The organism is Streptomyces sp. NPDC097617, assembly GCF_044761485.1.
Lineage (GTDB): Bacteria > Actinomycetota > Actinomycetes > Streptomycetales > Streptomycetaceae > Streptomyces.
Map to the genome: position 1 here is coordinate 40,996 of NZ_JBIWCL010000008.1, position 24,887 is coordinate 65,882.

Genomic DNA, 24,887 nt, shown 5'->3' on the forward strand with positions numbered 1-24,887 from the left:
CGTCACTCACCGGCCAGCAGTGCGCCGGCGTCGATGGTGTTGTCGCCCTTGTTCCAGTTGCACGGGCACAGCTCGTCGGTCTGCAGGGCGTCGAGGACCCGCAGGACCTCCTTGGGGTTACGGCCCACGGAACCGGCGGTCACCATCGAGAACTGGATCTCGTTGTTCGGGTCCACGACGAAGACGGCGCGCATCGGCAGGCCGTCCTCGCCCAGGATGCCCAGCTCGGTCGACAGCTCGCGCTTGATGTCGGACATCATCGGGAAGGGCAGGTCACGCAGGTCGGCGTGGTCCTTGCGCCAGGCGTGGTGGACGTACTCGGAGTCGAGCGAGAAGCCGAGGATCTGCGCGTCGCGGTCGGCGAACTCCTCGTTCAGCTTGCCGAAGGCGGCGATCTCGGTCGGGCACACGAAGGTGAAGTCCAGCGGCCACGCGAAGATGACCTTCCACTTGCCCTCGTAGGTCTTGTGGTCGATCTGCGCGAACTCGGCCCCGGCCTCGAGCGAGACACAGGCGGTCAGGTCGAAGGTGGGGAACTTGTCACCAACAGTGAGCACGCGCTCTCCTTGTGCAGTGGAAAATAGCCCTTTTGGGGGTTTTCCGATGGGGTTGGACTGATCTCACATGCTGACACACCTGCATTGATTAAAGAAATAGCTACTCTTGTTCCGGGTGATCGGAGGTACCTATCAGTGGCTGTCAGTAGTAGGGGAGCGAAGCAGGCGACGCTCGCGCAACTGCGCGCCTTCGCGGCCGTCGCCGAGCACCTGCACTTCCGGGACGCCGCCGCGGCCATCGGCATGAGCCAGCCGGCGCTCTCCGGAGCCGTCTCCGCGCTGGAGGAGGCCCTCGGCGTGCAGCTGCTGGAGCGCACCACCCGCAAGGTGCTGCTCTCCCCGGCGGGCGAGCGGATCGCGGCGCGGGCCCGGACGGTGCTCGAGGCGATGGGCGGGCTGCTGGAGGAGGCCGAGGCCGTACGGGCGCCCTTCACCGGGGTGCTGCGGCTCGGGGTGATCCCCACGGTGGCGCCCTACCTGCTGCCGACCGTGCTCGGGCTGTTCCACCGGCGCTACCCGCGGATGGACCTCCAGGTGCACGAGGAGCAGACCGCCTCGCTGCTGGAGGGGCTGGGCGGCGGGCGCCTGGACCTGCTCCTGCTGGCGGTGCCGCTGGGGGTCCCCGGAGTCACCGAACTGCCCGTCTTCGACGAGGACTTCGTCCTGCTCGCGCCCCGGGAGCACGCACTGGCCGGGCGCCGGGACATCCCGCTGGAGGAACTGCGGGGACTTCAGCTCCTGCTGCTGGACGAAGGGCACTGCCTGCGCGACCAGGCCCTCGACATCTGCCGGGAAGCCGGGCGGACGACCGGGGCGGACGTCACCACGACCGCCGCCGGACTCTCCACCCTCGTACAACTGGTCGCCGGGGGGCTGGGGGTGACGCTGTTGCCGCGCTCCGCGCTGCGGCTGGAGACCGCCCGCAATGAGTACCTGTCCACCGGGTACTTCGCCGAGCCCGCGCCCTCCCGGCGGATCGCCCTGGCCATGCGCACCGGGACCGCCCGGCAGGAGGAGTTCAGGGCGATCGCCGCCGCGCTGCGCGAAGCCGTACGCCCGCTCCCGGTGTGGCCGACCGACTAGACGGGTCAGTCCGTGGGCTTCGGGGGCCGTCCCCGCTGCGGGATGGGGCCGGGGGCCGAGGGGAGGCGGCCGGCCTCGGCGAGGGCCCGGCGGAGCAGGAACTCGATCTGCGCGTTGGCGCTGCGCAGTTCCTCGCCCGCCCAGCGGGCCAGCGCGTCGTACACCTGCGGGTCGAGCCGCAGCAGCACCTGCTTGCGCGCCTGCCGGCCCGTAGGCTTCTCCTCGCCGCCCGGGGTCACTGGTAGAGGGTTCCCGTGTTGACCACCGGCTGTGCGGCGCGGTCGCCGCACAGGACGACCATCAGGTTCGAGACCATGGCCGCCTTGCGCTCCGGGTCCAGGTCCACGATGTCCTGCTCGGCGAGCCGGTTCAGTGCCATCTCCACCATGCCCACCGCGCCCTCCACGATCTGCTTGCGGGCCGCCACGACCGCGCCCGCCTGCTGGCGCTGGAGCATCGCGGAGGCGATCTCCGGAGCGTACGCGAGGTGCGTGAAGCGGGACTCGATGATCTGGACGCCCGCGGCCTCCACACGGGCGTGCAGTTCGACCGCCAGCTTCTCGGTGATCTCCTCGGCGTTGCCGCGCAGCGACAGGCCGCCCTCCTCGTGCGCGTCGTAGGGGTACTCGATGGCGATGTGCCGGACGGCCGCCTCGGTCTGCGTCTCGACGAACTCGGTGAAGTCCTCGACCTCGAAGGTGGCGCGCGCGGTGTCCTCGACCCGCCACACCACGACCGCCGCCAGTTCTATCGGGTTGCCGTAGGCGTCGTTGACCTTCAGGACGGCCGTCTCGTGGTTGCGGACCCGGGTGGAGATCTTCTCGCGGGAGGTCAGCGGGTTGACCCAGCGCAGCCCGTCGGCGCGGATGGTGCCCCGGTAGCGGCCGAAGAGCTGGACGACGCGGGCCTCGCCGGGCGCCACCGTGTTCAGCCCGGACATCGCGATCACGGAGAGGAGGCTCAGCAGCACGCCGGCCGAAATCAGGATCGCCTTGGCCGCGGCGGCGGCCACCACGGCGCCGGTCGCGATCAGGCCGGCGCCCGCCAGCAGACCCCCCAGTCCGAGCAGCAGCGCCAGCCCGCCGCCGACGCTGTTCGCGGTGAACTCCCGTACTCCGTCAGGGGTGGCGTTTTCGTTCGTCATGGTTTGCCCCGTTTCTCAGCTGGCGGCCAGTCGGACCGTCTAGCAAAGTGATATCACTTTATTGCGCCAAGGCAACCCTTCGGCTTAGGTGGGCGTCGGTTCCAGTGATGTGGGTGCTGATTCTCACGTCCGAATTGACCGGAAATATTCGCGGTTGGCCAACTTTTGACACAGCCTGCGGTGTTAGCTTTCTGAGCTGACGTCGGGGGGGTAATCGAGCGGAGCGGGAGCGATGGGCCGAGCAGAAGTGCGTAAGGCGCAGCAGCGCGGTGCGCGGCGTGCGCCGAGCGGACGCGCGAAGGGGACCAAGGAGAGCGGAAGCACCGGCAAACGCACCGGCATACGCCGCTTCTTCACCTGGAAGAAGGTCCTGGGCACGTTCTTCGGGCTGGCGCTGCTCGGCATGGGCGCACTGGTCGCCCTCTACTTCTACGTGGAAGAGCCGGACCCCAACAAGCAGGCCCTTCAGCAGAGCAACGTCTACAAGTACGCGGACGGCTCGATCATGGCGAGCAAGGGCAAGGTCAACCGCGAGATCCTGCGGATCGACAAGATACCGATGGACGTGCAGGAAGCGTTCATCGCGATCGAGAACAAGTCCTTCCGCAACGACCAGGGCGTGGACTTCAAGGGTCTGGCCCGCGGTCTGTGGAACACGGCCACCGGGCGCGGCAAGGCCGGTGGTTCCACGATCACCCAGCAGTACGTCAAGAACTACTACCTGACCCAGGACCAGACGGCGAGCCGCAAGCTCAAGGAGCTGGTGATCTCCCTCAAGGTCGACCAGCGCATGAAGAAGCCCGAGATCCTCGCGGGCTACCTGAACACCAGCTACTTCGGGCGCGGCGCGTACGGCATCCAGGCCGCGGCCCAGGCCTACTACGGCGTCGACGCGGGCCAGTTGACGCTGGAGCAGGGCGCCTACCTCGCCACCCTCGTCCAGGCGCCCAGCCAGTACGACTGGTCGACCGCCAGCGACGAGACCAAGAAGCGGATCACCATCCGCTACCAGGCCACGCTCACCAACATGGTCGACATGGGCAAGCTCGACGAGGCCAAGCGCGCGACCGTGAAGATGCCGGAGCCGATCCCGCCGCAGCCGCCGATGGGCATGGACGGCCAGAAGGGCTACCTGGTCCAGGCCGCCGAGGCCGAGCTCAACGCCCAGGGCGTCGAGAAGAAGCTGATCGACGCCGGCGGCTGGACCTTCACGCTCAACATCGACCCGAAGAAGCAGGAAGCGCTGGAGAAGGCCGTCCAGGACGAGCTGGAGTCCAAGCTCGACCGCAAGGACACCAAGGGCAAGCCCCAGGACCAGAGCGTGCAGGCCGGTGCCACCTCCGTGGACCCGAAGACCGGCGCGATCGTCGCGATGTACGGCGGCACGAGCCTGAAGGACCACTGGTCCAGCAACGCCCTGCGCAAGGACTACCAGCCGGGCTCGACCTTCAAGCCGGTCGTGCTCGCCTCCGGGCTGGAGAACGGATCCAAGACCCAGGACGGCAAGCCGATCACGCCGAACGCCCTCTACGACGGCACCAGCAAGCGCCCGGTCGTCGGCAGCGACATCCCGTTCGCGCCGCAGAACCAGGAGGACCGCAACTTCGGCACCCCGATGATGACGGTGCAGGAGGCGACCAACTTCTCCGTCAACTCGGTCTACGCGCAGATGATCGTGGACGTCGAACCGAGCAACGTGAAGAAGACGGCCCTGGCCCTCGGCATGAAGGACCGCGAGGGCTGGCCCGAGGACAAGCCGGCCATGTCGCTCGGCACCATGAGCGCCAACACCGTGGAGATGGCCGGCGTCTACGCCACCTTCGACAACCACGGCAAGAAGGTCACGCCGAGCATCATCAAGAAGGCCGAACACAAGGACCGCGTGGTCGAGCCGGCCCAGCCCATCGGGGCCCAGGCCATCAGCCGCCAGACCGCCGACACCGTCACCAAGGTGCTCACGGGCGTCGTCAACGACGAGGGCGGCTCCGGAAACAAGGTCCGCAGCAGCTCCTACGAGGCCGCCGGCAAGACCGGTACCACCGAGAACAACGTCTCCGGCTGGTTCTCCGGATTCACGCCGGAACTGGTCACCGTCGTCGCGATCTTCGGTGAGGAGCCCGTCACCGCCAAGCAGGTCACCCTGACCGGTACGGCCGGCCTCGGCCGTCTGGGCGGTTCCAGCTTCCCCGCCTCGATCTGGAAGGCGTACACCCTCGCCGCGCTCAAGGGCGGCAACGCGGGCAAGTTCCAGCTGAGCGAGGCGGAGATGGGCGCCGTGCAGACGCCGTCCCGCAGCGCCTCGCCGACGCCGTCCCCGACGCCTTCGCAGTCCTCCAGCGCCCCCGCGGCCAGCACCAGCCCGACGCCGTCCCCGACGGCGTCGCCGACGCCGACCGCGACCAAGTCGGGTACGACGCCGTCGCCCAGCCCGACGCCCACGACGACCAAGACCGGCGCTCCCAAGCCGCCGGACCCGCCGCTCATCCCCGAGCACTAGGCCGTCGGACACACGGAAAGACCGCCGCCCCGCAGCCTTCGAAGGCTGCGGGGCGGCGGTCTTTCCGCGGTCTCGACGCGATCAGCGCTGCTCGGGTGTCCCCGGCAGCGACAGCTCGAACCAGACGACCTTTCCGCTGCTGAGCCGTGTCGCGCCCCAGCGGCGGGCCACCCGGTTGACCAGGAACAGGCCGCGGCCGCCCTCGTCGGTGTCCCGGGCCCGGCGCTGGCGGGGCAGCTGCGGCGAGTCGTCGCCGACCTCGCAGCGCAGTACGTCCGTACGCAGCAGGCGCAGGGTCACGGGCCGCTCCGCGTACCGCACGGCATTGGTGACCACCTCGCTGACCAGCAGCTCCAGCGAGTCGCTCAGCTCCTCCAGGCCCCAGCGGGCCAGGGCGCGGCGGGCGAACCGGCGGGCCCGGCCCGGCGCGGTCTCCTCCGGGTCCAGGAACCAGTACGCGACGTCACTGGGCGCGATCCCGTCGAACCGGGCCGCGAGCAGCGCGATGTCGTCGTCCCGGTCGCCGGGGCCGAGCATGTCCAGGACGTCGTCGCAGAGCGCCTCCAGGGGCGGCGGGTGGTCCAGGCCGGTCAGCTGGGCGGTGGTGGCCAGGCGCTCGCGGAGCTGCTCGATGCCGGTCCACACGTCCCGCAGGCGCGACTCCACCAGGCCGTCGGTGTAGAGCAGCAGGGTGCCCCCGGCGGGCGCGTCCAGCTCCACGGCCTCGAAGTCCACGCCGCCGACGCCGATGGGGGCGCCGGGGGGTACGCGCAGCACCTCGGCCCGGCCGCCCAGGTGCAGCAGCACCGGCGGCGGGTGGCCCGCGTTGGCGATGGTGATCCGGTGCGCGACGGGGTCGTAGACGGCGTACAGGCAGGTGGCCATGCGGTCGGAGCCCAGGCGCTGCGCCTGCTCGTCCAGGTGGTGCAGGACCTCGGCGGGCGGCAGGTCCAGCTGCGCGAGGGTCTGCGCCGTGGTGCGGAGCTGGCCCATGATCGCGGCGGAGGTCATGGAGTGGCCCATGACGTCACCGACGACGAGCGCGACCCGGCTGCCGGGCAGCGGTATGGCGTCGTACCAGTCGCCGCCGACCCGCGCCGTCTCGGCGGCGGGCAGGTAGCGGGAGGCGAGGCGCACGCCGGTGGGCTGCGGGAGGCTGTCGGGCAGCATGGTGCGCTGCAGTTCGTCTGCGATGTACGCCTCGCGGCCGTACAGGACCGCCTTGTCGATGCCGAGCGCGGTGTGGGTGGCCAACTGGGCGGCGACCAGGAGGTCGTTCTGCTCGAAGGCGGGACGCTCGGGGCTGCGCAGGAACACGGCGGCGCCGATCACCCGGCGGCGCCCGCGCAGCGGCGCGAGGACGGCCCGGTTGCCGCGCGGCAGCGGGTGGTCCACGCCGAGCAGCTCGGGCAGTGCGGCGCGGGCGGCGGCGGAGGACCCGAAGACGGGCCGCACGCCGCGCAGCACCTCGGCGAGCGCGCCGCCGGGCCGGATCTCGCACAGCTCGGACGCGGGCAGGTCACCCTGCGGGCCGACGAGCGGCAACTGGCTGAAGTCGAGCTCGCCGGTGGCCCCCGCGGCCCCGGCGAGGTCCATCCCCGCGCCGATGGTGTTGCTGATGTCGGTCAGATCGTCGATCGGCCGCAGCCGGTCGGTGCGCCGGAGCCTTAAAACGACCGGGCCGACGGGCCGCTCGTCACCGACGGGCAGCGGGTCGCGCAGGTAGACGAGGATGGCGTCGGAGAAGGTCGGAACGGTGGCCCGGCACAGGCCCAGGACGATCTCGTCGAGGTCGATGCCGCGGGCGATCCGCCGGGTGGCGGCGCCGACGAAGCGCAGCCGGTCCCCTTCGCGGCGTGCGGCGCCGGCCTCCCCGGTGCTTCCGCCCACTGCGGAGCCCCCGCCGCTTCCATGGTGTCCGGCTCCGCCGTCACCGCCGTCACCGCCCGCGATCGTGCCGGCCGCGGGGCCGCTGCCGTCATAGGTCATGTCGTCGCTCCCACCGCGCGGGCGTGGGGCCTCGGTGGGACCACCGTGCCCGGCCGCGCCGATCGAGGCGTCGAGGGCGCTCGTACCGGGCCGGGGACGGGCCGCATCCCGGCCGGGCTCCGGCGCGCCCGGCACCTCGCCCGGGGCGGCCGCGTTGCGGCGGGGCCGGGGGAGGCCGGCGCCGCCGCCCGGGCCCGCCGCGGAGCGGGCCGCGCGGGCGTCGGAGGCCGCGGCGGTCGCGCCGCCCGGCTCCGCGCCCTTGCCCGGCGCATGCGTGCGTACGGCCTCGGTGGCGGCGATGGGCGCCTTGCCGTGGCCGGCCTCGTCCGTACCTCCGCCGGAGGCGACGGGCTGCGGGCCCTCCTGGGAGGTGGGGTACTCCGTCACGCGGGATTTCCGTCCGTTTGCGCTCGATGTGCGCTGCACTCAACTCGGTCAGTCGCGGTATACCCGCTCAGCGGCCCGGGCACCATCGCCCCGAGGTTCCTCGCCCAAACTTCTCCCCCAACCTGCGGCCGGGAGGTGCCCCTGGCGGACCCTCGCCCCCTCGTCGCCTCTCCTCGTGCGTCGACTTCCGGTCAAGTCACGCGTGCGGCGCACCACTTGCCCGGCGGCACATCCACCGCGCCGCCCCGCGCGCGTGACCTCGTGGAGGACGATCCTACGTTTGAACCCCGGGGGCGCATCAAGGGTCTCATGAGGTCATATACGCCGGGGAGCGGTCCCAGTCCTCCGGCAGGGCCGGAATCCGCCAGGCCGGATCCGGCCGCCAGTCCTCCCAGCCGTCCGAGAACGGCGCCCCCCATTCCTTGATCACCTCGACCGCGGCGCGGCCCGCCTCCTGCACCCGGGAGGCCTGCTCACGGTCCATCAGGCCGGACCGCTGCGCCTGCGCGAACTCGTCCGCGTCCAGCCACTTCCAACTGCGGTCCGGGTGGACGGAGATGTCCAGGAAGTGGTCGACGGAATCCACCCCGGCGGCCCACCGTGCACGCGGCTCCTCCAGGTTCACGTACCAGTTCTTGAACTGCCAGCCGGGTCCCCAGAACAGCCATACCGACCACGGGTCCCCGGGCCGGGCCAGTTTCAGGACACCGCCGCCGAACCAGCGCGACCGTACGGTGGTCCGCGCCGCGGTGTAGCGGGTGGCGAGCGGTTCCTCGTGGACGGGGGTGCCGTCGGCGAGGATCGGCTTGACGCATTCGGTGCCGGGGGCCATCCACACCGCCAGCAGCTCGTCGGTGTCCTGGACCACGGTCACCGGGCGGCAGATGTGGACCGGGCCCTTCAGCCCCGGGGCGTGGTCGCGGTAGCGCCAGAGGATCTGCTCCCCGGGCGCCCAGCGCGGGCCCTGCGCGGGGCCGCCCGGCGCGCTCGGCGCCGCGCCGCTCCCGGGCTTGAAAGTACCTGTCATGCGCAGATCTTAGGGCGGGGGTCCCGGTGACCGCTGCGGCGCATGTCACCGGTGGGTTCGGGGACGAGAAACGACCGAATCCGGCCCCTGCCCGGGGGCCGGTACGGACGGGTCAGGGGTGCGTCATGCGCAGCACGTCCAGGGCCTCGTCGAGCTGCTCCAGGGTGAGGTCGCCGCGCTCCACGTAGCCGGAGTCCAGCACCACCTCCCTGATCGTCCTGCGCTCGGCGAGGGACCTCTTGGCGACCTTCGCGGCCTCCTCGTAGCCGATGTAGCGGTTGAGCGGGGTGACCACGGAGGGCGAGGACTCGGCGTATTCCCTGGCCCGCGCCTCGTTGGCGGTGATTCCGTCGATCGTGCGGTCGGCCAGCAGCCGGCTCGCGCTGCCGAGCAGCCGGATCGATTCGAGGAGGTTCCTGGCCATCACCGGGAGCATCACATTGAGCTCGAAGTTGCCGGCCGCGCCCGCCACGGCGACGGTGGTGTCGTTCCCCATGACCTGTGCGGCGACCATCAGGACGGCCTCCGGGATCACCGGATTGACCTTTCCGGGCATGATCGAAGAGCCCGGCTGGAGATCCGGGAGATTGATTTCGGCCAATCCGGTGCGCGGTCCGGAAGCCATCCAGCGCAGGTCGTTGGAGATTTTGGTGAGTGATACGGCGACGGTGCGCAGCATCCCGGAGGTTTCCACGAGCGCGTCCCGCGCCCCCTGGGCCTCGAAGTGGTCGCGGGCCTCGGTCAGCGGCAGTCCGGTCGACACCGCCACTTCCGCGATCACCGCGGCGGAGAACCCGGGCGGGGTGTTGATGCCGGTCCCCACCGCGGTGCCGCCCAGCGGCAGCTCGGCCAGCCGCGGCAGGGCCCCCCGCAGCCGCTCGACCCCGTAGCGGACCTGGGCCGCGTAGCCGCCGAACTCCTGGCCGAGGGTGACCGGGGTGGCGTCCATCAGGTGGGTCCGGCCCGCCTTGACCACCTGCGCGAACTCGGTGGCCTTGCGCTCCAGCGCGGCGGCGAGGTGCTCCAGGGCCGGAATCAGCTCGCCGGCGACGGCGGCGGTGGCGGCGATGTGGATGGACGACGGAAAGACGTCGTTGGAGCTCTGCGAGGCGTTGACGTGGTCGTTGGGGTGGACCTCCCGGCCCAGGCGCTCGGTGGCCAGGGTGGCGATCACCTCGTTCGCGTTCATGTTGGACGAGGTCCCGGAGCCGGTCTGGAAGACGTCCACGGGGAAGTGGTCGTCCCAGCGGCCGTCCGCGACCTCTGCGGCGGCGGACCGGATCGCGTCGGCGATGTCCCGGTCCACCACGCCGAGCTTCGTGTTCACCGAGGCGGCGGCGGCCTTGATCCGGGCGAGAGCCTCGATGTGGGCGTGCTCCAGCCGCTGTCCCGAGATGGGGAAGTTCTCCACCGCGCGCTGGGTCTGGGCACGCCACTTGGCGTGCCGGGGCACCCGTACGTCGCCCATGGAATCGTGCTCGATCCGGAAGGAATCGGCCTGCTGGTCCTCTGTCATGTGTATGACCTCCTCAAAAAGTTGAGCAATTGTCTTGTTCGAAGTGTTCCCAACTCCCCTACCGGCCAGTAAATACCGGGGGTAACACCGACATCCGGGGAGGCGCTCCATGGCACGTGCCCGTACGAGACCCATGCTCAGATCTACCTTCGCCGCCGCCGCGGCGATCGCGGCCGCCCTGGGGGGTGTCACCGCCATCACCCCCATGGCCCAGGCGGCGCCCGCCTCCGGGGCCGTCACGCCGCTCTCGCCCGAGCTGGAGGCCATCCGGGCCGCGGAGGCCGTCAAGATCTACGGCGACCCGGCCGTACGCCCGCTGAACGAACGCAGAACAGGCCTGATCTCGCTCGGTGACAGCGAGATCTCGGGCGAGGGCGTCGGCAACTACGACCCCGCGACCAACACGCCGAACAACCAGTGCCACCGCTCGCCGGACTCGGCGATCCACCGCACCGGCATCCCGGCCGACCTGACCTTCAACGTCGCCTGCTCCGGCGGCTACACCGGCAACATCCGGATCGGCGGCGGCAAGCAGTACGCCGACGAGCTGGTGCAGAGCGACAACCTGGCCGTCAAGGCCCGCAACACGAAGATCAAAATGGTCCTGCTGGTCGCCGGGGCCAACGACGACCTGCAGTTCGGCCCGGTCATGACGGACTGCGTGACCCGCTGGATCCTCAGCCAGGGCACCTGCGAGCCCAAGTACGGGCCCGGCTGGCAGGCGCGCGTCGACGGCCTGAAGCCCAAGGTGGAGGCCACGGTCGGAGACCTCAGGACGGTCATGCGCGACGCCGGCTACGCCGACTCCGACTACAAGCTGGTCGTGATGGGCTACCCCAGCCCCATCGGGCCCGACTTCTACGACAACCCGAACTTCCCCGGCAAGCTGCCCGGCGGCTGCGCCGGCTACGACTCCGACGCCACCTGGGGCCGCAACTACGCGGTGCCCGCCTTCGAGAAGGGCATGCGCGCGGCCGCCCTCGCCTCCGGCGCGGTCTACCTCGACAACTCGCGGCTCTTCCACGGCCACGAGGTCTGCACGGAGGACACCTGGGCCCGCGGCCTCTACCTGGACCTCGGGGACCACTTCCCGTGGGACGAGAACACCGCCCGCCAGTCCTTCCACCCCAACTACCGGGGACACGGCGCCTTCGCGTCCTGTCTGACCCAGCTCTACAACTCGGGCCTGCGCGAGGCCTCCTGCGCCGACCCCGCGAGCACCGGGACACCCGTCCTGCAGGCCGGGGCCTGGGACGAGAAGTTCAAGCCCCTGAAGAACGAGGCGACCGGCAACTGCCTCGACTCCTTCGGCGGCTCCAGCGCCAATGAGACCAAAATCGTCGGATGGGACTGCCACGGCGGCCGCAACCAGGGCTGGTGGTACGACAGCGCCCGCAAGTCCGTCCACATCGAACTGACCCAGGACCGCTGCCTCGACGCCCCCGGCGCCAACTACGGCTCCGGCACCGGCCTGATCATCTGGAACTGCCACGGCGGCGCGAACCAGCAGTTCGTCCGCGACGGCGCCACCCTGCGCCCCGCCGCCGCCCCGGGCATGTGCCTGACGGTGGCCGCCGCCCACGAGCCGCTGCGCCTGCAGACCTGCAACGGGTCCGCCAACCAGCGCTTCGCATAACCGCCCCCGCACCACCAGACCCCCCACGCCCGGCCGGCGCACCCCGGCCGGGTGTTTCCACGTACGGGCCCGAACGCCGGACGTCAGCGGGCCGCCTCCAGCTGCTCGCGCACCTCGCGCGGCCGGTTGGTGATCAGGGCGTCCACACCGAGGCGCAGGCACAGCTCCACGTCCTCGGGCTCGTCCACCGTCCACACCCGCACCGCCAGCCCCTTCGCCTTCAGCCGGGCCACGAGGTCCGGGTCCCGCCGTACGAGGTCGATGCCCGGCCCCGCGTGCGTCGCGAACGGCGGGCGCACCGGCCGCAGCCGCCGCTCGATCAGGTAGACCGCGGGCAGGCCGGGTGCGAGCCGGTTCAGCCTGATCAGGGCGTTGCGGGAGAAGCTCATCACCTCGACCTGGCCGGCCGAGCCGTCGGCCAGCCCGTGGTCCTTCAGGACCCGGACCAGCTCGGCCTCCAGCCGGCCGCCGGCGCGGGTGGGGTGCTTGGTCTCGACCGCCAGCCCCACGGGCCGGTCGGCGGACAGCGCCTCCTTGAGCAGGTCCTCGAAGAGCAGCACCTGCGCCCCCCGGTGCTCCGCGCCCTTCCAGCCGCCGAAGTCGAGCGCGGACAGCTCCTCGTACGTCATGGCGGAGACGACCCCGCGCCCGTCGGAGGTCCGCTCCACCCGCCGGTCGTGCACGCAGACCAGCCTGTGGTCGGCGGTGAGCCGCACATCGCATTCGAGCGCGTCGGCCCCGTCGGCGATGGCCTGCCGGTAGGCGGCGAGGGTGTGCTCGGGGTGCTCGTGGGAGGCCCCGCGGTGGGCGATCACCCGGACGGCGCGGGTGGTGGTGGAGGAGGAGGACGGGGACTGCGGGTTCATGGAGCAGACGTTATCCGGCTGCGGCGCCGGTCCCGGTGCAGCATGCTGCACCGGTGGCCCGCGTTCAGGCCCGCGTGGGTCATGCACTGCCGATCTACTTCGGCCACGTCGGGGCCGGGCACGGCAGCCCAGCCGCACCCCTCCTCAAGACAGCTCGCAACCACGGTGGGCGTGGTGGCGGGGTCTCTGATGATCCGGTGTTCGGCGTGCCGGATGACTGAGCGCGTCATCGGCGCGACCCATCCGTCTTGACGCACCGTGTGTGCCAGTACGCGAGCTTGGGCGGGCCGTCCTTCCCGGCGAGCATCCCCCGCCGGGCGAGCTGGTGAAGGGGGATGGGCATGTTGCACGACGGGCACGTCTCGCGCTTCTCCGTGTACGTCGCGTACTCGAAGCTATCCGCCTGCTGCGTTGCCATTGCGCACCCCTTCGCCGCTGTCTCCGGGAATCGACAGCCAATTATTTCCAGGGGCGGGGCGAGGTTCTAGCCGGTTCCCTGTTCGCGCAAGAACTCTTGTCGAACGTTCGCAAGCATGGCGCGTGCTTCGTCGCCAGAAAGCGCCAGCGTTGCGAAACCCTCGAACTTGCGGACGTACAGAGCTACATCCCGAGGGTCTGTTACCACGATTTCAGCATGAGTGGTTTCGACGGTCACCGTACGATCGTCTCGGACTACAAAGGCGTGATTGGCTATGTCGTGCTGCCGTGCCGAGAGTGGAACGATGCGGATGTCTATGTGAGGCAGGCGCGAGAGGGAGACGATCCGGTCCATTTGCTCTGCCATCCTGGACGCCGTCACAATTCGCCACCGCAAGACAGGCTCCGTGATGACGAACTGGAGTTCTTTCCCTGCGTCGTAGAGTGCCTGTTGTCGTTCCAGGCGGGCCCCGATTGTTTTGGTAAGTACATCCTCGCCGAGGTCATGCCGCGACAGAATCGCCCTCATGTACTCAGGTGTTTGGAGCAGGCCCGGAATGAGGGCCGGCTGGAAGAGCCGCAGGAGCGTCATTTGGGATTCGAGAGCCCTTGTTTGCTGCTGCGCCTTGTGTACTCCCATGCGGCGGATGAGACGCCACGCCGTGGCCTCCGTCGCCGCTGCCCTGACGGCCTCTAGATACTCTTGCTTAACTTCATCTGAAACGCCTATGGCCGTAAGGATGCGCTCAACGTCCACAGCGGACGGGGCAACCTTGGCCGTTTCGATTTTGCTCAGCTTACTTGCGGACATGACGGCGCTGCGGGCGACGGCTTTGGCTTCCTTCCCGGATGCTTGCCGTAGCGCCCGCAGCGCGGCCCCTAGCTGCCCTTTGTTCACTCGCCGTGCTTCGCCCACCATTCGGAGAACGCCACGGCATGACTCATCGCCGTGTCTCGGTACGCGCGGAATTCGTCCGCCCGCTCCGCGGGCAGAATTTCAACTCCAAGGAACGATCCATCGCCCGAGTAGTTCATTACGCCTGGAGTTGCGTTGTCCATCAACCAGAAATCGGGGACGCCTTCCAGTGGGTTGGGCTTTCCGGTGACGTCGAGGATGAAGAATTCTTCGCCGCCCGTCGCGTTCTTCTGGTAGCCCCAGCCCAGTTCGAACCGTAGGTACGAAGTGAGGGGTCGGGACAGGATGTGCACACGATAGATACGCTTCCCCCTGCTGGTGTGGGAGAGCAGTTCTGACACCCAATCCTCGTTGTAGTCGGCTGGTTGGGGTTCGTCGTCCAGGAAAGCCTCGTAGGCCTGCGTGTTGCCCGACTTGCTGTAATCGTCCAGCATCTCCAGCCGAAATGCCTCTTGCTCGAAGGTGTCGAAGAGTTCCCCGAGAGTCTTAGGCGCCACGGAGGCCCTTCCGGATGAGATCAAAGATCAGCTGCTCTGGGATCTCGACAACGGTTTCGTGCGCGGGAATCTCTAGACCGTGGTCGGTCGGGGTCTCGCCCTGAACCAGCAGGGTGCCCCTGTCGGTGAGGTAGATCGTCGGACAGTCCTTGAGGTCGCAGGTACTCACAAGCTTGGTGACCTTCATCAGGTTCCCCTCCTGGCCTTCGGCGTTGCGTCTCAGTAGATGCTTGCGAGCAACTGACCTGAGACGCAAGGGGTTCCAGTTTCTGGAACAGGAAACTGCGTCGCCCGGCTGGCAGCCCGTGGGCACCCCCTGCCGTCCGGCGCGGAGGCAGACACGGCGAGAGCCCCCGGCGGGGGCGCCAGGGGCTCTCTCAGTTCGTCGGGTTCGGGGTTACGCGAGCCCGGGACCCCGGACGGGGATGCTGGTGAACGTCGGCTGCTCGGGTTCACGCGAAGTGAAGAAGTCGTTGCCCTTGTCGTCGACGACGATGAAGGCCGGGAAGTTCTCGACCTCGATCTTCCAGACCGCCTCCATGCCGAGCTCCTCGTACTCCAGGACCTCGACCTTCTTGATGCAGTCCTGGGCCAGGCGCGCCGCCGGGCCGCCGATCGAGCCCAGGTAGAAGCCGCCGTGCGCACCGCACGCGTCCGTCACCTGCTGGGAGCGGTTGCCCTTGGCCAGCATGACCTTGGAGCCGCCCGCCGCCTGGAACTGCTCGACGTAGGAGTCCATACGGCCGGCCGTGGTCGGGCCGAAGGAACCCGAGGCGTAGCCCTCGGGGGTCTTCGCGGGGCCGGCGTAGTAGACCGGGTGGTCCTTCAGGTACTGCGGCATCGGCGCGCCCGAGTCCAGCAGCTCCTTGATCTTGGCGTGCGCGATGTCGCGCGCCACGACCAGCGGGCCGCTCAGCGACAGGCGGGTCTTGACCGGGTGCTTGGTCAGCGTCGCCAGGATGTCGTCCATCGGCTGGTTCAGGTCGATGGCGACGACGTCCGAGGCCTCGCTCAGGTGCTCGTCCGTGGTGTCCGGCAGGAAGCGCGCCGGGTCCGTCTCCAGCTGCTCCAGGAAGACGCCCTCGGCCGTGATCTTCGCGGTGGCCTGGCGGTCCGCCGAGCAGGACACGGCGATGGCGACCGGCAGGGACGCGCCGTGCCGGGGGAGGCGCACGACGCGGACGTCGTGGCAGAAGTACTTGCCGCCGAACTGCGCGCCGATGCCGATCTTCTGGGTCAGCTCGAAGACCTGCTGCTCCAGGGCCTCGTCGCGGAAGCCGTGGCCCAGTGGGGAGCCCTCGCGGGGCAGCTCGTCCAGGTAGTGCGCGGAGGCGTACTTGGCGGTCTTCAGGGCGTGCTCGGCGGAGGTGCCGCCGACCACGATCGCCAGGTGGTAGGGCGGGCAGGCCGCCGTACCGAGGGAGCGGATCTTCTCCTCCAGGAACTTCATCATGGAGGCCTCGTTGAGGACCGCCTTGGTCTCCTGGTAGAGGAACGACTTGTTGGCCGAGCCGCCGCCCTTGGCCATGAAGAGGAACTTGTACGCGCCGCCGTCCGTCGCGTACAGCTCGATCTGCGCGGGCAGGTTCGAGCCGGTGTTCTTCTCCTCCCACATGGTGATCGGGGCCATCTGCGAGTAGCGCAGGTTCAGTCGCGTGTAGGCGTCGTAGATGCCGTGCGACAGCGCCGCCTCGTCCCCGCCCTCGGTCAGCACGTTCTGGCCGCGCTTGCCCATGACGATCGCGGTGCCCGTGTCCTGGCACATCGGCAGGACGCCGGCCGCCGCGATGTTCGCGTTCTTCAGCAGGTCCAGGGCCACGAACTTGTCGTTCGAGGAGGCCTCGGGGTCGTCGATGATGCGGCGCAGCTGCGCGAGGTGCGCGGGGCGCAGGAAGTGCTGGATGTCGTGGATGGCCTCTTCGGCGAGCTTGCGCAGCGCCTCGGGCTCGACCTTGAGGAACGTACGGCCGTCGGCCTCGAAGGTCGAGACGCCCTCCGAGGTCACCAGCCGGTAGGGGGTGGTGTCCTCGCCCAGGGGCAGCAGGTCGGTGTACGCAAACTCTGGCATGACGGCAGTCATTCCTCACTCGGCAGACGGCGCTGGCGACCAATTGGCAGCGCGGTTAACCAGCGTAGGACCTCCCGGGGGAGGTGTGTCTGTGAGGTAAGGCTCACTCAGCAGTATCGCGATCTATCGTGTCTGGCTATGCTGGGCGTCGTGGACCTGGAAAAGCACCCCGCCGCCCCCGTACCCGCGCCCGCCGAGCTGCGCGCCTCCGACGCAGACCGGGACCGGATCGCCCAGATCCTCGGCGACGCCCTCGCCGAAGGCCGGTTGACGGCCGAGGAGCACTCCGACCGCCTGGACACGCTGTACGCGGTCAAGACCGTCGGCGAGCTGGAACTGCTCGTACGGGATCTGCCCGCGCCCGGCGGCGTCCATGCCTCGCAGGCGTACGCCTCGCCCTCCACCGCCCTGGCCGGTCCGCCCGAGACCATAGTGGCCGTGTGCAGCAGCTCCGCCCGCAAGGGCCGCTGGCGGCCCGGTCCGCACACCCGGGCCGTCTCGGTCATGGGCGACATCAACATCGACCTCACCGAAGCGGTCTTCGAGCAGCAGGTCACCGAGATCAACGTGACCTGCATCCTCGGCAACGTCGAGGTCCTGGTCCCGGAGAACGTCACCCTGCGCGGCTACGGCAGCGGCGTCCTCGGCAACTTCGAGGTGCGCGGCGAGGGTCGCGGGGAGAGCGACCCGCAGGCGCCGGTGGTGATCGTCCGGGGCTTCGCCCTGCTCGGCAACATCGAGGCGCGGCCCAAGCTCGGCGCCCGCCTGGTGGATCTGGCCCGCAAGCTGCGCAAGCGCCTGGACGGCTGAAGCGGGCCTGAAGCGGGCCTGAAGCGAGACTGAAGCGAGACTGAAGCGAGGCTGAAGCGGGGGCGTCCGCCGGGCCCGGTGCTGAGCCCGCCGGGCCCAACGCGCGGCGGATTCAACGAAATTCAGCCGAAGATCGACAGCGCGCCCTCTAGGGTCCGCACCATGACCGAGACCAAGTGGGATGTACTCGACCGGGCGTACGCGACGCTGCGCGAGGCCGTTGCGGGGGTGCCCGCCGACGGCTGGGACCGCCCGACCCCCTGCGCGCAGTGGAACGTCACCCAGGTCCTCCAGCACGCCGCGGGCGACCAGCTCGCGTACGCCGCCCGGCTGACCGGCGGGCCCGGGCCCGCCGAGGACCCCTTCGCACCCTCCGGCTCCCTGGCGGGTCCCCCCGAGGGCCTGCTGGACCCGGCGCTCGCGGCCGCGGCCGAGGCCTTCTCGGCGGTCGCCCCGGGCGATCTCCACGTGGCCGTGCCGCTGCCGCCCTTCACCGTGCCGGCCGCGACGGCCGTCGGCGCGGCCGCGCTCGACGCCGCCGTGCACGCCTGGGACATCACCGTCGCCACGGGCCGGCCGCCCGCCCTGACCGACGCGCTGGCCGCCGCCCTGCGCCCGGCCGCCGACGCCCTCGCCGAGCCCCTGCGCGGCTTCGCGTACGGACCGGCCCTCACCCTCGCGCCCGGCGCGGACCACGGCGCCGCGGCGGACCTCCTGGCCTTCCTCGGCCGGGATCCCGCATGGGCCGCGCCCGCGGTGTGACGGCCCTCCCGGCGGGGGGCTCGTTTCGGACGAACCCCCGCCGGCCCGTGGCACTGGGTGCATAGGGGCGCGTACAGCGGGTAGGGACAGGTGCGTCGTCTCTCGCTCACGTATACGTCGTCAGGAGTAGACCGTGCCGCATCCGCCGCATCAGTCCTTGCAGGTAGCCGTCGTCCATAGTGTGCCGGGGCGTGCGGCGGCCGTGCCGCAGCCGCGGGTGCCGGCGAGGGCGGAGGACGGTCCATGGCACGCGGAGGCGGTGTGCCGCCGCGACGAGGCGGGGCTCTTCTTCGCGCCGTCCAAGGAGCCGACCGCGGCCCGGCTCTCCCGCGAGGAAGCCGCCAAGCGCGTCTGTGCCCGCTGCCCGGTGATGGTCGCCTGCCGGGAGCACGCGCTGCTTCAGCCCGAGCCGTACGGGGTGTGGGGCGGGCTCACCGCGGCCGAGCGCCGGGTGGTGCTGGCGCGGATGCGGCGCCGGGCCGCCGAACTGCGCCAGGCCCCCGGGTCCGGGCCCATCGCCGCGGCGGGCTGAGCCGGTCGCCGGGCCGAGCCGGCCGCCGTGCCGGTCACCGGGCCGAGCGGTCGCATGTGGACGTGCGAGAGGGGCGGTCACCGCCGCACGCGGTGGACCGCCCCTCTCGTTTCCCGCTGTCGTGCCCGGGCCTAGTGGGCGCGGTCGAAGTCGATCGCGCTGTACGCGCGCAGCTTCGACAGGCGGTGCGTGGAGTCGATCTGCCGGATCGTGCCCGACTTCGAGCGCATGACCAGCGAGGACGTCGTCGCGGTCTCCGAGCGGTAGTGGACGCCGCGCAGCAGCTCGCCGTCGGTGATGCCGGTGGCGACGAAGAAGACGTTGTCGCCGGACACCAGGTCGTTCGTCATCAGCACGCGGTCCAGGTCGTGGCCGGCGTCGAGCGCGCGCTGGCGCTCGGCCGCGTCCTTCGGCCAGAGCTTGCCCTGGATGGTGCCGCCGAGGCACTTTATGGCGCACGCCGAGATGATGCCCTCGGGGGTGCCGCCGATGCCGAGGAGCAGGTCGACGCCGGTGCCCTCGCGCACGGCCATGACCGAGCCCGCGACGTCGCCGTCGGAGATGAACTTGATCCGGGCACCGGTCTCGCGGATCTCCTTGACGATGCCCTCGTGGCGGGGGCGGTCCAGGATGACCACGGTGACGTCCTCGACGGCCATGTTCTTCGCCTTGGCGACCCGGCGGATGTTCACCGAGACGGGGGCGTTGATGTCGACGAAGTCGGCGGCCTCGGGGCCGGTGACCAGCTTCTCCATGTAGAACACCGCGGACGGGTCGAACATGGTGCCGCGGTCGGCGGCGGCCAGGACGGCGATGGCGTTCGGCATGCCCTTGGCGTTCAGGGTGGTGCCGTCGATCGGGTCCACGGCGATGTCGACCTCGGCGCCCGTGCCGTCGCCGACCCGCTCGCCGTTGAAGAGCATGGGGGCCTCGTCCTTCTCCCCCTCGCCGATGACGACGACGCCGTTCATCGAGACGGTGGAGATCAGGGTGCGCATCGCGTTGACCGCGGCACCGTCCGCGCCGATCTTGTCACCGCGTCCGACCCACCGGCCGGCGGCCATGGCGGCGGCCTCGGTGACCCGTACGAGTTCCAGTGCGAGGTTGCGGTCGGGGGCCTCCGGAGAGACTTCGAGCTGGGGCGGCAGGTTGTGCTCGGTCATCGGAGCGCACCTTTCTGTACGGCGACGGCCGGGAAGTGAGGGTGCTGGAACTCTATCGGTACGTCGACATATTGAGCAGGGCGGGTCACGTATGAGCGGCATATCGGTCAGCCGATTGTCCTGACCGGACGTCTTGCGGCCCATTGGCGCTCTCCGGGAGTCTCCAGGGTCCGCCGACACGCGCCGCACCGCGACCCCGGCGGTGATCGCCGTCCCGCGATGCGGGACGATGGCCCTGTGGCAGGTATGAAAGGCAAGCAGACGGTCTGGGACATGGTCCGGTCGCTGGGGGTGATCGGCATCGTCGTCGCCGGGATCTACCTCTTCGTCCCGCATGACGAGAAGGCCGATCCGACGCGCACGGTCGACTACCGGGTGGAAACCCTGACGGCCCGGCGTGCGGCCCCGTATCCGGTCGCGGCCCCCGTGGGGCTCCCGGAGCAGTGGCGGGCGACCTCGGTGACGTACGAGCGCAAGAACGCCAGCGCCTGGCACCTGGGCTTCCTCGACCCCCAGCAGCAGTACGCGGCGGTGGAGCAGTCCACGGACACCTCGGCCAAGCACCTCGCCAAGGTCACCCGGCACGCGACGGCCACCGGGCAGACGCAGCAGGTCGGCGACCAGACCTGGGAGCGCTGGGACGGCGAGAAGTACGACGCCCTCGTGCGCCAGGAGCAGGGCTACGTCACGGTGGTGACCGGGACGGCCTCCTTCGAGCAGCTCGGCGTGCTCGCGGCGACGCTGGAGTTCAAGCAGGGCCGCTAGCCCGTACCGAAGGCACGCTCCGGCCGCCCTCGGCTCCCGGCGGCCCGGCCCTCGCCCGCCATGAAGACGGCAGCGCCTCGGCCTGGATGGAGCTCAGGCCCGAGCGGCCGGGCGCCACCCGCCGGACCTGCGGCTGCTCCGGCCCGCCGACCTGGGCGAACAGTCCCATCAGGGCGGGCAGCAGGAACGACAGGTGGATCCCGCCGGCGACGCGTCGCAGTACCGGGTCGCGCATCCAGTCCTGATGGCTCTGGACGACATTCCGGCCGGGTACGGGAAAGGGCCGTGGGGCCCCCCGGGGCGGGGGGCCCCGCCCCCCCCCCCGCCCGGGGGGGGGGGGGGGGCGGGGGGGGGGGGGGGGGCGCCCCCCGCGGGGGGGGGGGGGGCCGGGGGGGGGGCCCCGGGGGGCGCGGGGCCCCACGGCCCTTCCCGCGTACCTGCGCGGGCGCTCGGGCGGGCGCTCGGGCGGGTGCTCAGACGGTGGTGATGACCTCGTCGAAGGCCAGGCGCGGGGAGCGGTCGAACCAGGCGCCCTCGGTGGCCGGCGTGCCGATGTTGATGACCATGATCGGCGTGTGGTCGGCGTCCAGGAATTCCTTCTGGATGCCGGCGAAGTCGGCGCCGGTCATCGGGCCCGCGGCCAGGCCGGCGGCGCGGATGCCGATGATGAAGTACGCGGCCTGCAGCGCGGAGTTCAGCAGGGCGGACTGCTCGCGGACCGGGCGCTCGGAGAAGAACGCGTCCTTGGCCTGCGGGAAGTGCGGCAGCAGCTGCGGGAGCTCCTCGTGGAACTCGTTGTCCGCGGAGAGGATCGCGACCAGCGGGGCGGTCGCGGTCTTGGCGTCGTTGCCCTTGGCCATGTGCTTCACGAGGCGCTCGCGGGCCTCGGGGGAGCGGACCAGGGTGATGCGCAGCGGGGTCTGGTTGAAGGCGGTCGGGCCGAACTTCACCAGGTCGTATATCGCCTGGACCTGCTCCTCGGTGACCGGCTCGTCGGAGAACGCGTTGGCCGTGCGGGCCTCGCGGAACAGCAGGTCCTGAGCGGCGGAGTCAAGAACGAGAGACATCGGGAAAGCCTTCTTCCATGCGGAGGTGAAGCGATGTCCCCCGACTCTACGGCGCAAGTAGATGAAACTTCAACTAAATCGGCCTCCCGGTGACCGGGATCACTTCCACCCGCCCCCGGTCATCCCCCGGTCACTCCTCCTCGGCCGGTTCGCGCGCCGCCAGCGCCGAGTCCAGTCGCGCCCGGGCCCCCTCCAGCCAGTGCCGGCAGACCTTCGCCAGCTCCTCCCCGCGCTCCCAGAGCGCGAGGGAGTCCTCCAGCGAGGTCCCGCCGGCCTCCAGCTTGCGGACGACCTCGATGAGCTCGTCGCGGGCCTGCTCGTACCCCAGCGCCGTTCCGGCCTCTGTCATTCCCGTATCCATCCTCTGTGTGTCGTGCGACCACGTGATTGCGGCCGTGTGTCGCTACTCCGAAGCCTCTGCCCCGGCCTCCGCTCCGGCTTCTGCCCGAGGGGCCCCCTCGGAGGCGTCCGCGGAGACCTCCACGGAGAAGGTGCCCTCCGCCACCCGCGCGCGCAGCACCTCGTGCGGCGCCACCTCCTGCGGCGAGCGCACCACGTGGCCGTCGGCCCGCTGCAGTACGGCGTACCCGCGCTCCAGGGTCGCGGCGGGGGAGAGCGCCACCACCCGGGCGAGGGTGTGTGCGAGTTCCGAGTCGGCCCGGTCCAGCAGGTGCCCCAGCGTGCGCCGGGAGCGGGCCAGCAGGGCGTCCAGCTCGTCCTCGCGGATCTCCACCATTCGTTGCGGGTGGACGAAGACCGGCCGGCCCAGTGCGTGCGCGAGGCCCCGCTCCTCCCGGTCGAGCAGCCCGGTGACCGCACGCAGCCCCCGCGCCTGCAGCTGGCGTACCCGCTCCAGCTCCTCGCCGACGTCCGGGACCACCTTCTTCGCCGCGTCCGTGGGCGTGGAGGCCCGGACGTCCGCGACCAGGTCCAGCAGCGGGGAGTCCGGTTCGTGGCCGATCGCGGAGACCACCGGGGTGCGAGCCGCCGCGACCGTCCGGATCACCTCCTCGTCGGAGAACGGCAGCAGGTCCTCCACGCTGCCGCCGCCGCGCGCCACGATGATCACGTCGACCTCGTCGATGGCGTCGAGCTCCTGGACCGCCCGGACCACCTGGGGCACCGCGTGCACCCCTTGGACGGCGACGTTGCGCACCTCGAAGCGGACCGCCGGCCAGCGGCGCCGGGCGTTCTCCAGGACATCGCGCTCGGCCGCCGAGGCCCGCCCGACCACCAGCCCGATCAGCTGCGGCAGGAAGGGCAGCGGTTTCTTGCGGTCCAGCGCGAAGAGCCCCTCGGAGGCCAGGGAGCGCTTGAGCCGCTCCAGCCGGGCGAGGAGCTCCCCGATGCCGACCGGCCGTATCTCCGTGGCCCGCAGGGACAGCTGCCCGCGCGGGGCGTACCACTCCGGCTTGGCCAGCAGGACCACCCGGGCGCCCTCGGAGACCACGTCCGCGACCTCGTCGTAGACCTGGCGGAAGCAGGTCACACTGACCGAGATGTCGTGCGAGGGATCGCGCAGCGTCAGGAAGACCACCCCCGCTCCCGGCCGCCGCGAGAGCTGCGTGATCTGCCCCTCCACCCACACCTGACCCAGCCGGTCGACCCAGCCCCCGATGAGCCGGGACACCTGGCCTACCGGCAGCGGCGCCTCGGCCGACGTATTCAGACCCATGCAGGCAGGCTATCCGGCGCCGCCGACAGTGCGTCAGGCCCCGGCGCCGGTGTCGCCGGGCAGGTCCCGGCGTCCGCGCTGCGCGAACAGCACCGCCAAGCCCACCGCCAGCCACACCGCCCCCACCAGTTTCGCCGTCCAGGAGGCTTCGAAGATCACCACGACGGTCACCACCGCGCCCAGCACGGGCATCACCAGGTGCTTCCACCAGTTCGGCGCCCCCTCGCGCCGCTTGACCACGAACCAGCCCACCACCGAGGCGTGCAGCAGGGTGAAGGCCACCAGCGCCCCCACGTCCACGACCGACACCAGGTGGTCCAGCCCGTCGTCGCGCCGGGCCGCCCACACCGCAGCGACCAGCGTGATGGCCGCCGCCACCAGCAGGGCGGGCCGCGGGGTGCCGTCCGAGGTCCGGGCCAGCACCCGCGGCAGCCGCCGCTCCCGGGCCATCGCGAACACCAGCCGCCCGGCCGCCGCCTGCCCCGCCAGCGCCGCGAAGGCCGCCCCGATCGCCTTGCTGACCGCCACCAGGTCGTGCAGCCAGGAGCCCACCGCGGACTCCACCGCGTTGTAGAAGGCCGGGCCCTGCTGCGCCGGATCCACCGCCAGCTCCGCCGCCGACACCGGCATGAGCAGCGCCGCCAGATAGCTCTGCGCGACGAACAGCACCCCGGCGAGCGCCAGGCAGAACAGCACCGCCCGCGCCACCCGTTCCGATCCGCCCGTCACCTCCTCGGCGAAGGAGGCGATGGCGTCGAAGCCGAGGTAGGACAGGACCGCCACCGATACCGCGCCCAGTACTGCGGCCGTACTGAAGCCGAGCGAGCCGTCGCCGGTCAGCGGGGACAGCCAGCCGCGCCGCGCCCCGCCCCGGGCCAGTACGGTCACCGCGGCGACCAGGAAGACGAGCAGGACCACGATCTCCATGGCCAGCACGGCGAAACCCACCCGCGCGGCCGCCCGTACGCCCCACAGGTTCAGCAGGGTGGTGATCACGACGGCCAGGGCCGTCCACACCCACCGGGAGACCTCCGGGACCAGCGCGTTCATCGCGATCCCCGAGAAGAGGTACGCGACGGCCGGGATCAGCAGGTAGTCGAGCATCGCCATCCACCCGGCGATCAGCCCCGGGCCCTCGCCGAGACCCTTTCGGGCGTATGTGAAGACGGAGCCGGCTTGCGGGGCGACCCGCACCATCTGCGCGTAGCTGAAGGCCGTGAAGGCCATCGCGACGGTCGCGCAGAGGTAGACGAGGGCGACGGCGCCGTGCGAAGTGGCGTCGAGCGTGCCGAAGACCCCGACGGGAGCCATCGGGGCGATGAACAGCAGGCCGTAGACGACCAGATCCCGGAAGCCGAGGCTTCGCCGCAGCGCCGTGGGCGCCGCCGCACTGGGATCCGTAACGGAAGCCATCCGTCCTCCGGGGCTGTGGGCGGGTGCAGGCGGGTGCAGGCGGGTGCAGGCGGTGGTGCGGGTGGTGCGGGCTTTCGGGCCAGTGTGTGCCGTACGGGCG

General features: G+C 70.8%; 25 protein-coding genes. 7 read left to right on the forward strand and 18 right to left on the reverse strand.

All coding sequences use genetic code 11. The features are described 5' to 3' along the window. Positions 1 to 2: 2 nt before the first annotated feature. A complete protein-coding gene (locus tag ACIQZO_RS15760) occupies positions 3 to 557 on the reverse strand; it encodes a peroxiredoxin (protein ID WP_403625891.1) in 555 nt (184 codons plus the stop codon). 135 nt (positions 558 to 692) lie between these two features. Between ACIQZO_RS15760 and ACIQZO_RS15765 the strand changes: the two genes are divergently transcribed. Beyond that, the gene (locus ACIQZO_RS15765) at positions 693 to 1,640 is read left to right on the forward strand and encodes a hydrogen peroxide-inducible genes activator (protein ID WP_403625894.1); all 948 of its coding nucleotides are present in this window, start codon (positions 693 to 695) and stop codon (positions 1,638 to 1,640) included. A 5-nt stretch (positions 1,641 to 1,645) separates the two neighbouring features. Here ACIQZO_RS15765 and ACIQZO_RS15770 read toward each other — a convergent pair whose 3' ends face one another. Continuing rightward, complete coding sequence (locus tag ACIQZO_RS15770; protein WP_403625896.1) at positions 1,646 to 1,879, reverse strand: hypothetical protein; 234 nt, start codon at positions 1,877 to 1,879, stop codon at positions 1,646 to 1,648. Continuing rightward, positions 1,876 to 2,784: an SPFH domain-containing protein gene (locus ACIQZO_RS15775; RefSeq protein ID WP_403625899.1), complete on the reverse strand. Its 909-nt coding sequence runs from the start codon at positions 2,782 to 2,784 to the stop codon at positions 1,876 to 1,878. The genes ACIQZO_RS15770 and ACIQZO_RS15775 overlap by 4 nt, the downstream gene beginning before the upstream one ends. A gap of 232 nt (positions 2,785 to 3,016) precedes the next feature. Between ACIQZO_RS15775 and ACIQZO_RS15780 the strand changes: the two genes are divergently transcribed. Continuing rightward, positions 3,017 to 5,281 (forward strand): transglycosylase domain-containing protein, encoded by a 2,265-nt coding sequence (locus tag ACIQZO_RS15780; protein ID WP_403625902.1) that lies wholly within the window; start codon positions 3,017 to 3,019, stop codon positions 5,279 to 5,281. An 81-nt stretch (positions 5,282 to 5,362) separates the two neighbouring features. Here ACIQZO_RS15780 and ACIQZO_RS15785 read toward each other — a convergent pair whose 3' ends face one another. The 3 genes from ACIQZO_RS15785 to ACIQZO_RS15795 all read right to left on the reverse strand — a co-directional run bounded on the left by ACIQZO_RS15785 (position 5,363) and on the right by ACIQZO_RS15795 (position 10,200). Next, on the reverse strand, positions 5,363 to 7,657 hold the full coding sequence (locus tag ACIQZO_RS15785) for a SpoIIE family protein phosphatase (RefSeq protein WP_403625905.1): 2,295 nt from the start codon (positions 7,655 to 7,657) through the stop codon (positions 5,363 to 5,365). A gap of 307 nt (positions 7,658 to 7,964) precedes the next feature. After that, positions 7,965 to 8,684 (reverse strand): DUF402 domain-containing protein, encoded by a 720-nt coding sequence (locus ACIQZO_RS15790; protein ID WP_403625908.1) that lies wholly within the window; start codon positions 8,682 to 8,684, stop codon positions 7,965 to 7,967. A 112-nt stretch (positions 8,685 to 8,796) separates the two neighbouring features. Next, a complete protein-coding gene (locus ACIQZO_RS15795) occupies positions 8,797 to 10,200 on the reverse strand; it encodes a class II fumarate hydratase (RefSeq protein WP_403625911.1) in 1,404 nt (467 codons plus the stop codon). A gap of 109 nt (positions 10,201 to 10,309) precedes the next feature. Here ACIQZO_RS15795 and ACIQZO_RS15800 point away from each other — a divergent pair, with 109 nt between their 5' ends. Continuing rightward, on the forward strand, positions 10,310 to 11,836 hold the full coding sequence (locus ACIQZO_RS15800; RefSeq protein ID WP_403625914.1) for a ricin-type beta-trefoil lectin domain protein: 1,527 nt from the start codon (positions 10,310 to 10,312) through the stop codon (positions 11,834 to 11,836). Between the two features lie 83 nt (positions 11,837 to 11,919). Here ACIQZO_RS15800 and ACIQZO_RS15805 read toward each other — a convergent pair whose 3' ends face one another. The 6 genes from ACIQZO_RS15805 to ACIQZO_RS15830 all read right to left on the reverse strand — a co-directional run bounded on the left by ACIQZO_RS15805 (position 11,920) and on the right by ACIQZO_RS15830 (position 16,600). Continuing rightward, positions 11,920 to 12,702 carry a glycerophosphodiester phosphodiesterase gene (locus tag ACIQZO_RS15805; protein ID WP_403625917.1) on the reverse strand — a complete coding sequence of 261 codons (783 nt, stop codon included), beginning with the start codon at positions 12,700 to 12,702 and terminating at the stop codon, positions 11,920 to 11,922. A 226-nt stretch (positions 12,703 to 12,928) separates the two neighbouring features. Continuing rightward, positions 12,929 to 13,120: a hypothetical protein gene (locus ACIQZO_RS15810; protein WP_403625920.1), complete on the reverse strand. Its 192-nt coding sequence runs from the start codon at positions 13,118 to 13,120 to the stop codon at positions 12,929 to 12,931. A gap of 66 nt (positions 13,121 to 13,186) precedes the next feature. Beyond that, positions 13,187 to 14,017, reverse strand: a complete 831-nt coding sequence (locus tag ACIQZO_RS15815; RefSeq protein ID WP_403625923.1) for a helix-turn-helix domain-containing protein — start codon at positions 14,015 to 14,017, stop codon at positions 13,187 to 13,189. Further along, positions 14,014 to 14,532, reverse strand: coding sequence for a DUF6879 family protein (locus tag ACIQZO_RS15820; RefSeq protein WP_403625925.1), 519 nt, complete (start codon positions 14,530 to 14,532; stop codon positions 14,014 to 14,016). The genes ACIQZO_RS15815 and ACIQZO_RS15820 overlap by 4 nt, the downstream gene beginning before the upstream one ends. Beyond that, positions 14,522 to 14,719 (reverse strand): hypothetical protein, encoded by a 198-nt coding sequence (locus ACIQZO_RS15825; protein ID WP_403625928.1) that lies wholly within the window; start codon positions 14,717 to 14,719, stop codon positions 14,522 to 14,524. Before ACIQZO_RS15825 ends, ACIQZO_RS15820 begins: the two co-directional genes overlap by 11 nt. A gap of 210 nt (positions 14,720 to 14,929) precedes the next feature. Continuing rightward, entirely contained in the window at positions 14,930 to 16,600 is a 1,671-nt protein-coding gene (locus ACIQZO_RS15830; protein ID WP_403625931.1) for a fumarate hydratase, read from the reverse strand. A 150-nt stretch (positions 16,601 to 16,750) separates the two neighbouring features. Here ACIQZO_RS15830 and ACIQZO_RS15835 point away from each other — a divergent pair, with 150 nt between their 5' ends. The 3 genes from ACIQZO_RS15835 (at position 16,751) to ACIQZO_RS15845 (ending at position 18,704) form a co-directional block, all read left to right on the forward strand. Next, positions 16,751 to 17,410: a DUF1707 domain-containing protein gene (locus ACIQZO_RS15835; RefSeq protein WP_403625934.1), complete on the forward strand. Its 660-nt coding sequence runs from the start codon at positions 16,751 to 16,753 to the stop codon at positions 17,408 to 17,410. A 162-nt stretch (positions 17,411 to 17,572) separates the two neighbouring features. Next, on the forward strand, positions 17,573 to 18,172 hold the full coding sequence (locus tag ACIQZO_RS15840; protein ID WP_403625937.1) for a TIGR03086 family metal-binding protein: 600 nt from the start codon (positions 17,573 to 17,575) through the stop codon (positions 18,170 to 18,172). Between the two features lie 133 nt (positions 18,173 to 18,305). Further along, complete coding sequence (locus tag ACIQZO_RS15845; RefSeq protein WP_403625940.1) at positions 18,306 to 18,704, forward strand: WhiB family transcriptional regulator; 399 nt, start codon at positions 18,306 to 18,308, stop codon at positions 18,702 to 18,704. Positions 18,705 to 18,835: 131 nt separating this feature from the next. Here ACIQZO_RS15845 and glpX read toward each other — a convergent pair whose 3' ends face one another. Beyond that, positions 18,836 to 19,867, reverse strand: a complete 1,032-nt coding sequence (gene glpX, locus ACIQZO_RS15850) for a class II fructose-bisphosphatase (protein WP_403625943.1) — start codon at positions 19,865 to 19,867, stop codon at positions 18,836 to 18,838. A 246-nt stretch (positions 19,868 to 20,113) separates the two neighbouring features. On the opposite strand from glpX, the gene ACIQZO_RS15855 reads away from it, so the two are divergent. Further along, complete coding sequence (locus ACIQZO_RS15855; protein WP_403626385.1) at positions 20,114 to 20,632, forward strand: DUF4245 domain-containing protein; 519 nt, start codon at positions 20,114 to 20,116, stop codon at positions 20,630 to 20,632. Here ACIQZO_RS15855 and ACIQZO_RS15860 read toward each other — a convergent pair. The 5 genes from ACIQZO_RS15860 to ACIQZO_RS15880 all read right to left on the reverse strand — a co-directional run bounded on the left by ACIQZO_RS15860 (position 20,616) and on the right by ACIQZO_RS15880 (position 24,787). Further along, positions 20,616 to 20,867 (reverse strand): hypothetical protein, encoded by a 252-nt coding sequence (locus ACIQZO_RS15860; protein WP_403626422.1) that lies wholly within the window; start codon positions 20,865 to 20,867, stop codon positions 20,616 to 20,618. The two genes, ACIQZO_RS15855 and ACIQZO_RS15860, sit on opposite strands and share 17 nt — an antisense overlap. Before the next feature lie 238 nt (positions 20,868 to 21,105). Beyond that, a complete protein-coding gene (locus tag ACIQZO_RS15865) occupies positions 21,106 to 21,699 on the reverse strand; it encodes a malonic semialdehyde reductase (RefSeq protein WP_403625946.1) in 594 nt (197 codons plus the stop codon). A gap of 130 nt (positions 21,700 to 21,829) precedes the next feature. Beyond that, positions 21,830 to 22,048 (reverse strand): exodeoxyribonuclease VII small subunit, encoded by a 219-nt coding sequence (locus ACIQZO_RS15870; RefSeq protein ID WP_030385819.1) that lies wholly within the window; start codon positions 22,046 to 22,048, stop codon positions 21,830 to 21,832. A gap of 54 nt (positions 22,049 to 22,102) precedes the next feature. Beyond that, positions 22,103 to 23,374 carry an exodeoxyribonuclease VII large subunit gene (gene xseA, locus ACIQZO_RS15875; RefSeq protein WP_403625950.1) on the reverse strand — a complete coding sequence of 424 codons (1,272 nt, stop codon included), beginning with the start codon at positions 23,372 to 23,374 and terminating at the stop codon, positions 22,103 to 22,105. A 33-nt stretch (positions 23,375 to 23,407) separates the two neighbouring features. After that, a complete protein-coding gene (locus ACIQZO_RS15880; protein WP_403625952.1) occupies positions 23,408 to 24,787 on the reverse strand; it encodes an APC family permease in 1,380 nt (459 codons plus the stop codon). Between the last annotated feature and the right edge of the window lie 100 nt (positions 24,788 to 24,887).

What these genes read in the sequence shown, in the direction of transcription:
- ACIQZO_RS15775 (WP_403625899.1), bottom strand. Translation starts at nt 2,784, where the DNA reads ATGACGAACGAAAACGCCACCCCTGACGGAGTACGGGAGTTCACCGCG.
- ACIQZO_RS15780 (WP_403625902.1), top strand. Translation starts at nt 3,017, where the DNA reads ATGGGCCGAGCAGAAGTGCGTAAGGCGCAGCAGCGCGGTGCGCGGCGT.
- ACIQZO_RS15790 (WP_403625908.1), bottom strand. Translation starts at nt 8,684, where the DNA reads ATGACAGGTACTTTCAAGCCCGGGAGCGGCGCGGCGCCGAGCGCGCCG.
- ACIQZO_RS15795 (WP_403625911.1), bottom strand. Translation starts at nt 10,200, where the DNA reads ATGACAGAGGACCAGCAGGCCGATTCCTTCCGGATCGAGCACGATTCC.
- ACIQZO_RS15800 (WP_403625914.1), top strand. Translation starts at nt 10,310, where the DNA reads ATGGCACGTGCCCGTACGAGACCCATGCTCAGATCTACCTTCGCCGCC.
- ACIQZO_RS15805 (WP_403625917.1), bottom strand. Translation starts at nt 12,702, where the DNA reads ATGAACCCGCAGTCCCCGTCCTCCTCCTCCACCACCACCCGCGCCGTC.
- ACIQZO_RS15810 (WP_403625920.1), bottom strand. Translation starts at nt 13,120, where the DNA reads ATGGCAACGCAGCAGGCGGATAGCTTCGAGTACGCGACGTACACGGAG.
- ACIQZO_RS15825 (WP_403625928.1), bottom strand. Translation starts at nt 14,719, where the DNA reads ATGAAGGTCACCAAGCTTGTGAGTACCTGCGACCTCAAGGACTGTCCG.
- ACIQZO_RS15830 (WP_403625931.1), bottom strand. Translation starts at nt 16,600, where the DNA reads ATGCCAGAGTTTGCGTACACCGACCTGCTGCCCCTGGGCGAGGACACC.
- ACIQZO_RS15840 (WP_403625937.1), top strand. Translation starts at nt 17,573, where the DNA reads ATGACCGAGACCAAGTGGGATGTACTCGACCGGGCGTACGCGACGCTG.
- glpX (WP_403625943.1), bottom strand. Translation starts at nt 19,867, where the DNA reads ATGACCGAGCACAACCTGCCGCCCCAGCTCGAAGTCTCTCCGGAGGCC.
- ACIQZO_RS15855 (WP_403626385.1), top strand. Translation starts at nt 20,114, where the DNA reads ATGAAAGGCAAGCAGACGGTCTGGGACATGGTCCGGTCGCTGGGGGTG.
- ACIQZO_RS15860 (WP_403626422.1), bottom strand. Translation starts at nt 20,867, where the DNA reads ATGCGCGACCCGGTACTGCGACGCGTCGCCGGCGGGATCCACCTGTCG.
- ACIQZO_RS15865 (WP_403625946.1), bottom strand. Translation starts at nt 21,699, where the DNA reads ATGTCTCTCGTTCTTGACTCCGCCGCTCAGGACCTGCTGTTCCGCGAG.
- ACIQZO_RS15870 (WP_030385819.1), bottom strand. Translation starts at nt 22,048, where the DNA reads ATGACAGAGGCCGGAACGGCGCTGGGGTACGAGCAGGCCCGCGACGAG.
- xseA (WP_403625950.1), bottom strand. Translation starts at nt 23,374, where the DNA reads ATGGGTCTGAATACGTCGGCCGAGGCGCCGCTGCCGGTAGGCCAGGTG.
- ACIQZO_RS15880 (WP_403625952.1), bottom strand. Translation starts at nt 24,787, where the DNA reads ATGGCTTCCGTTACGGATCCCAGTGCGGCGGCGCCCACGGCGCTGCGG.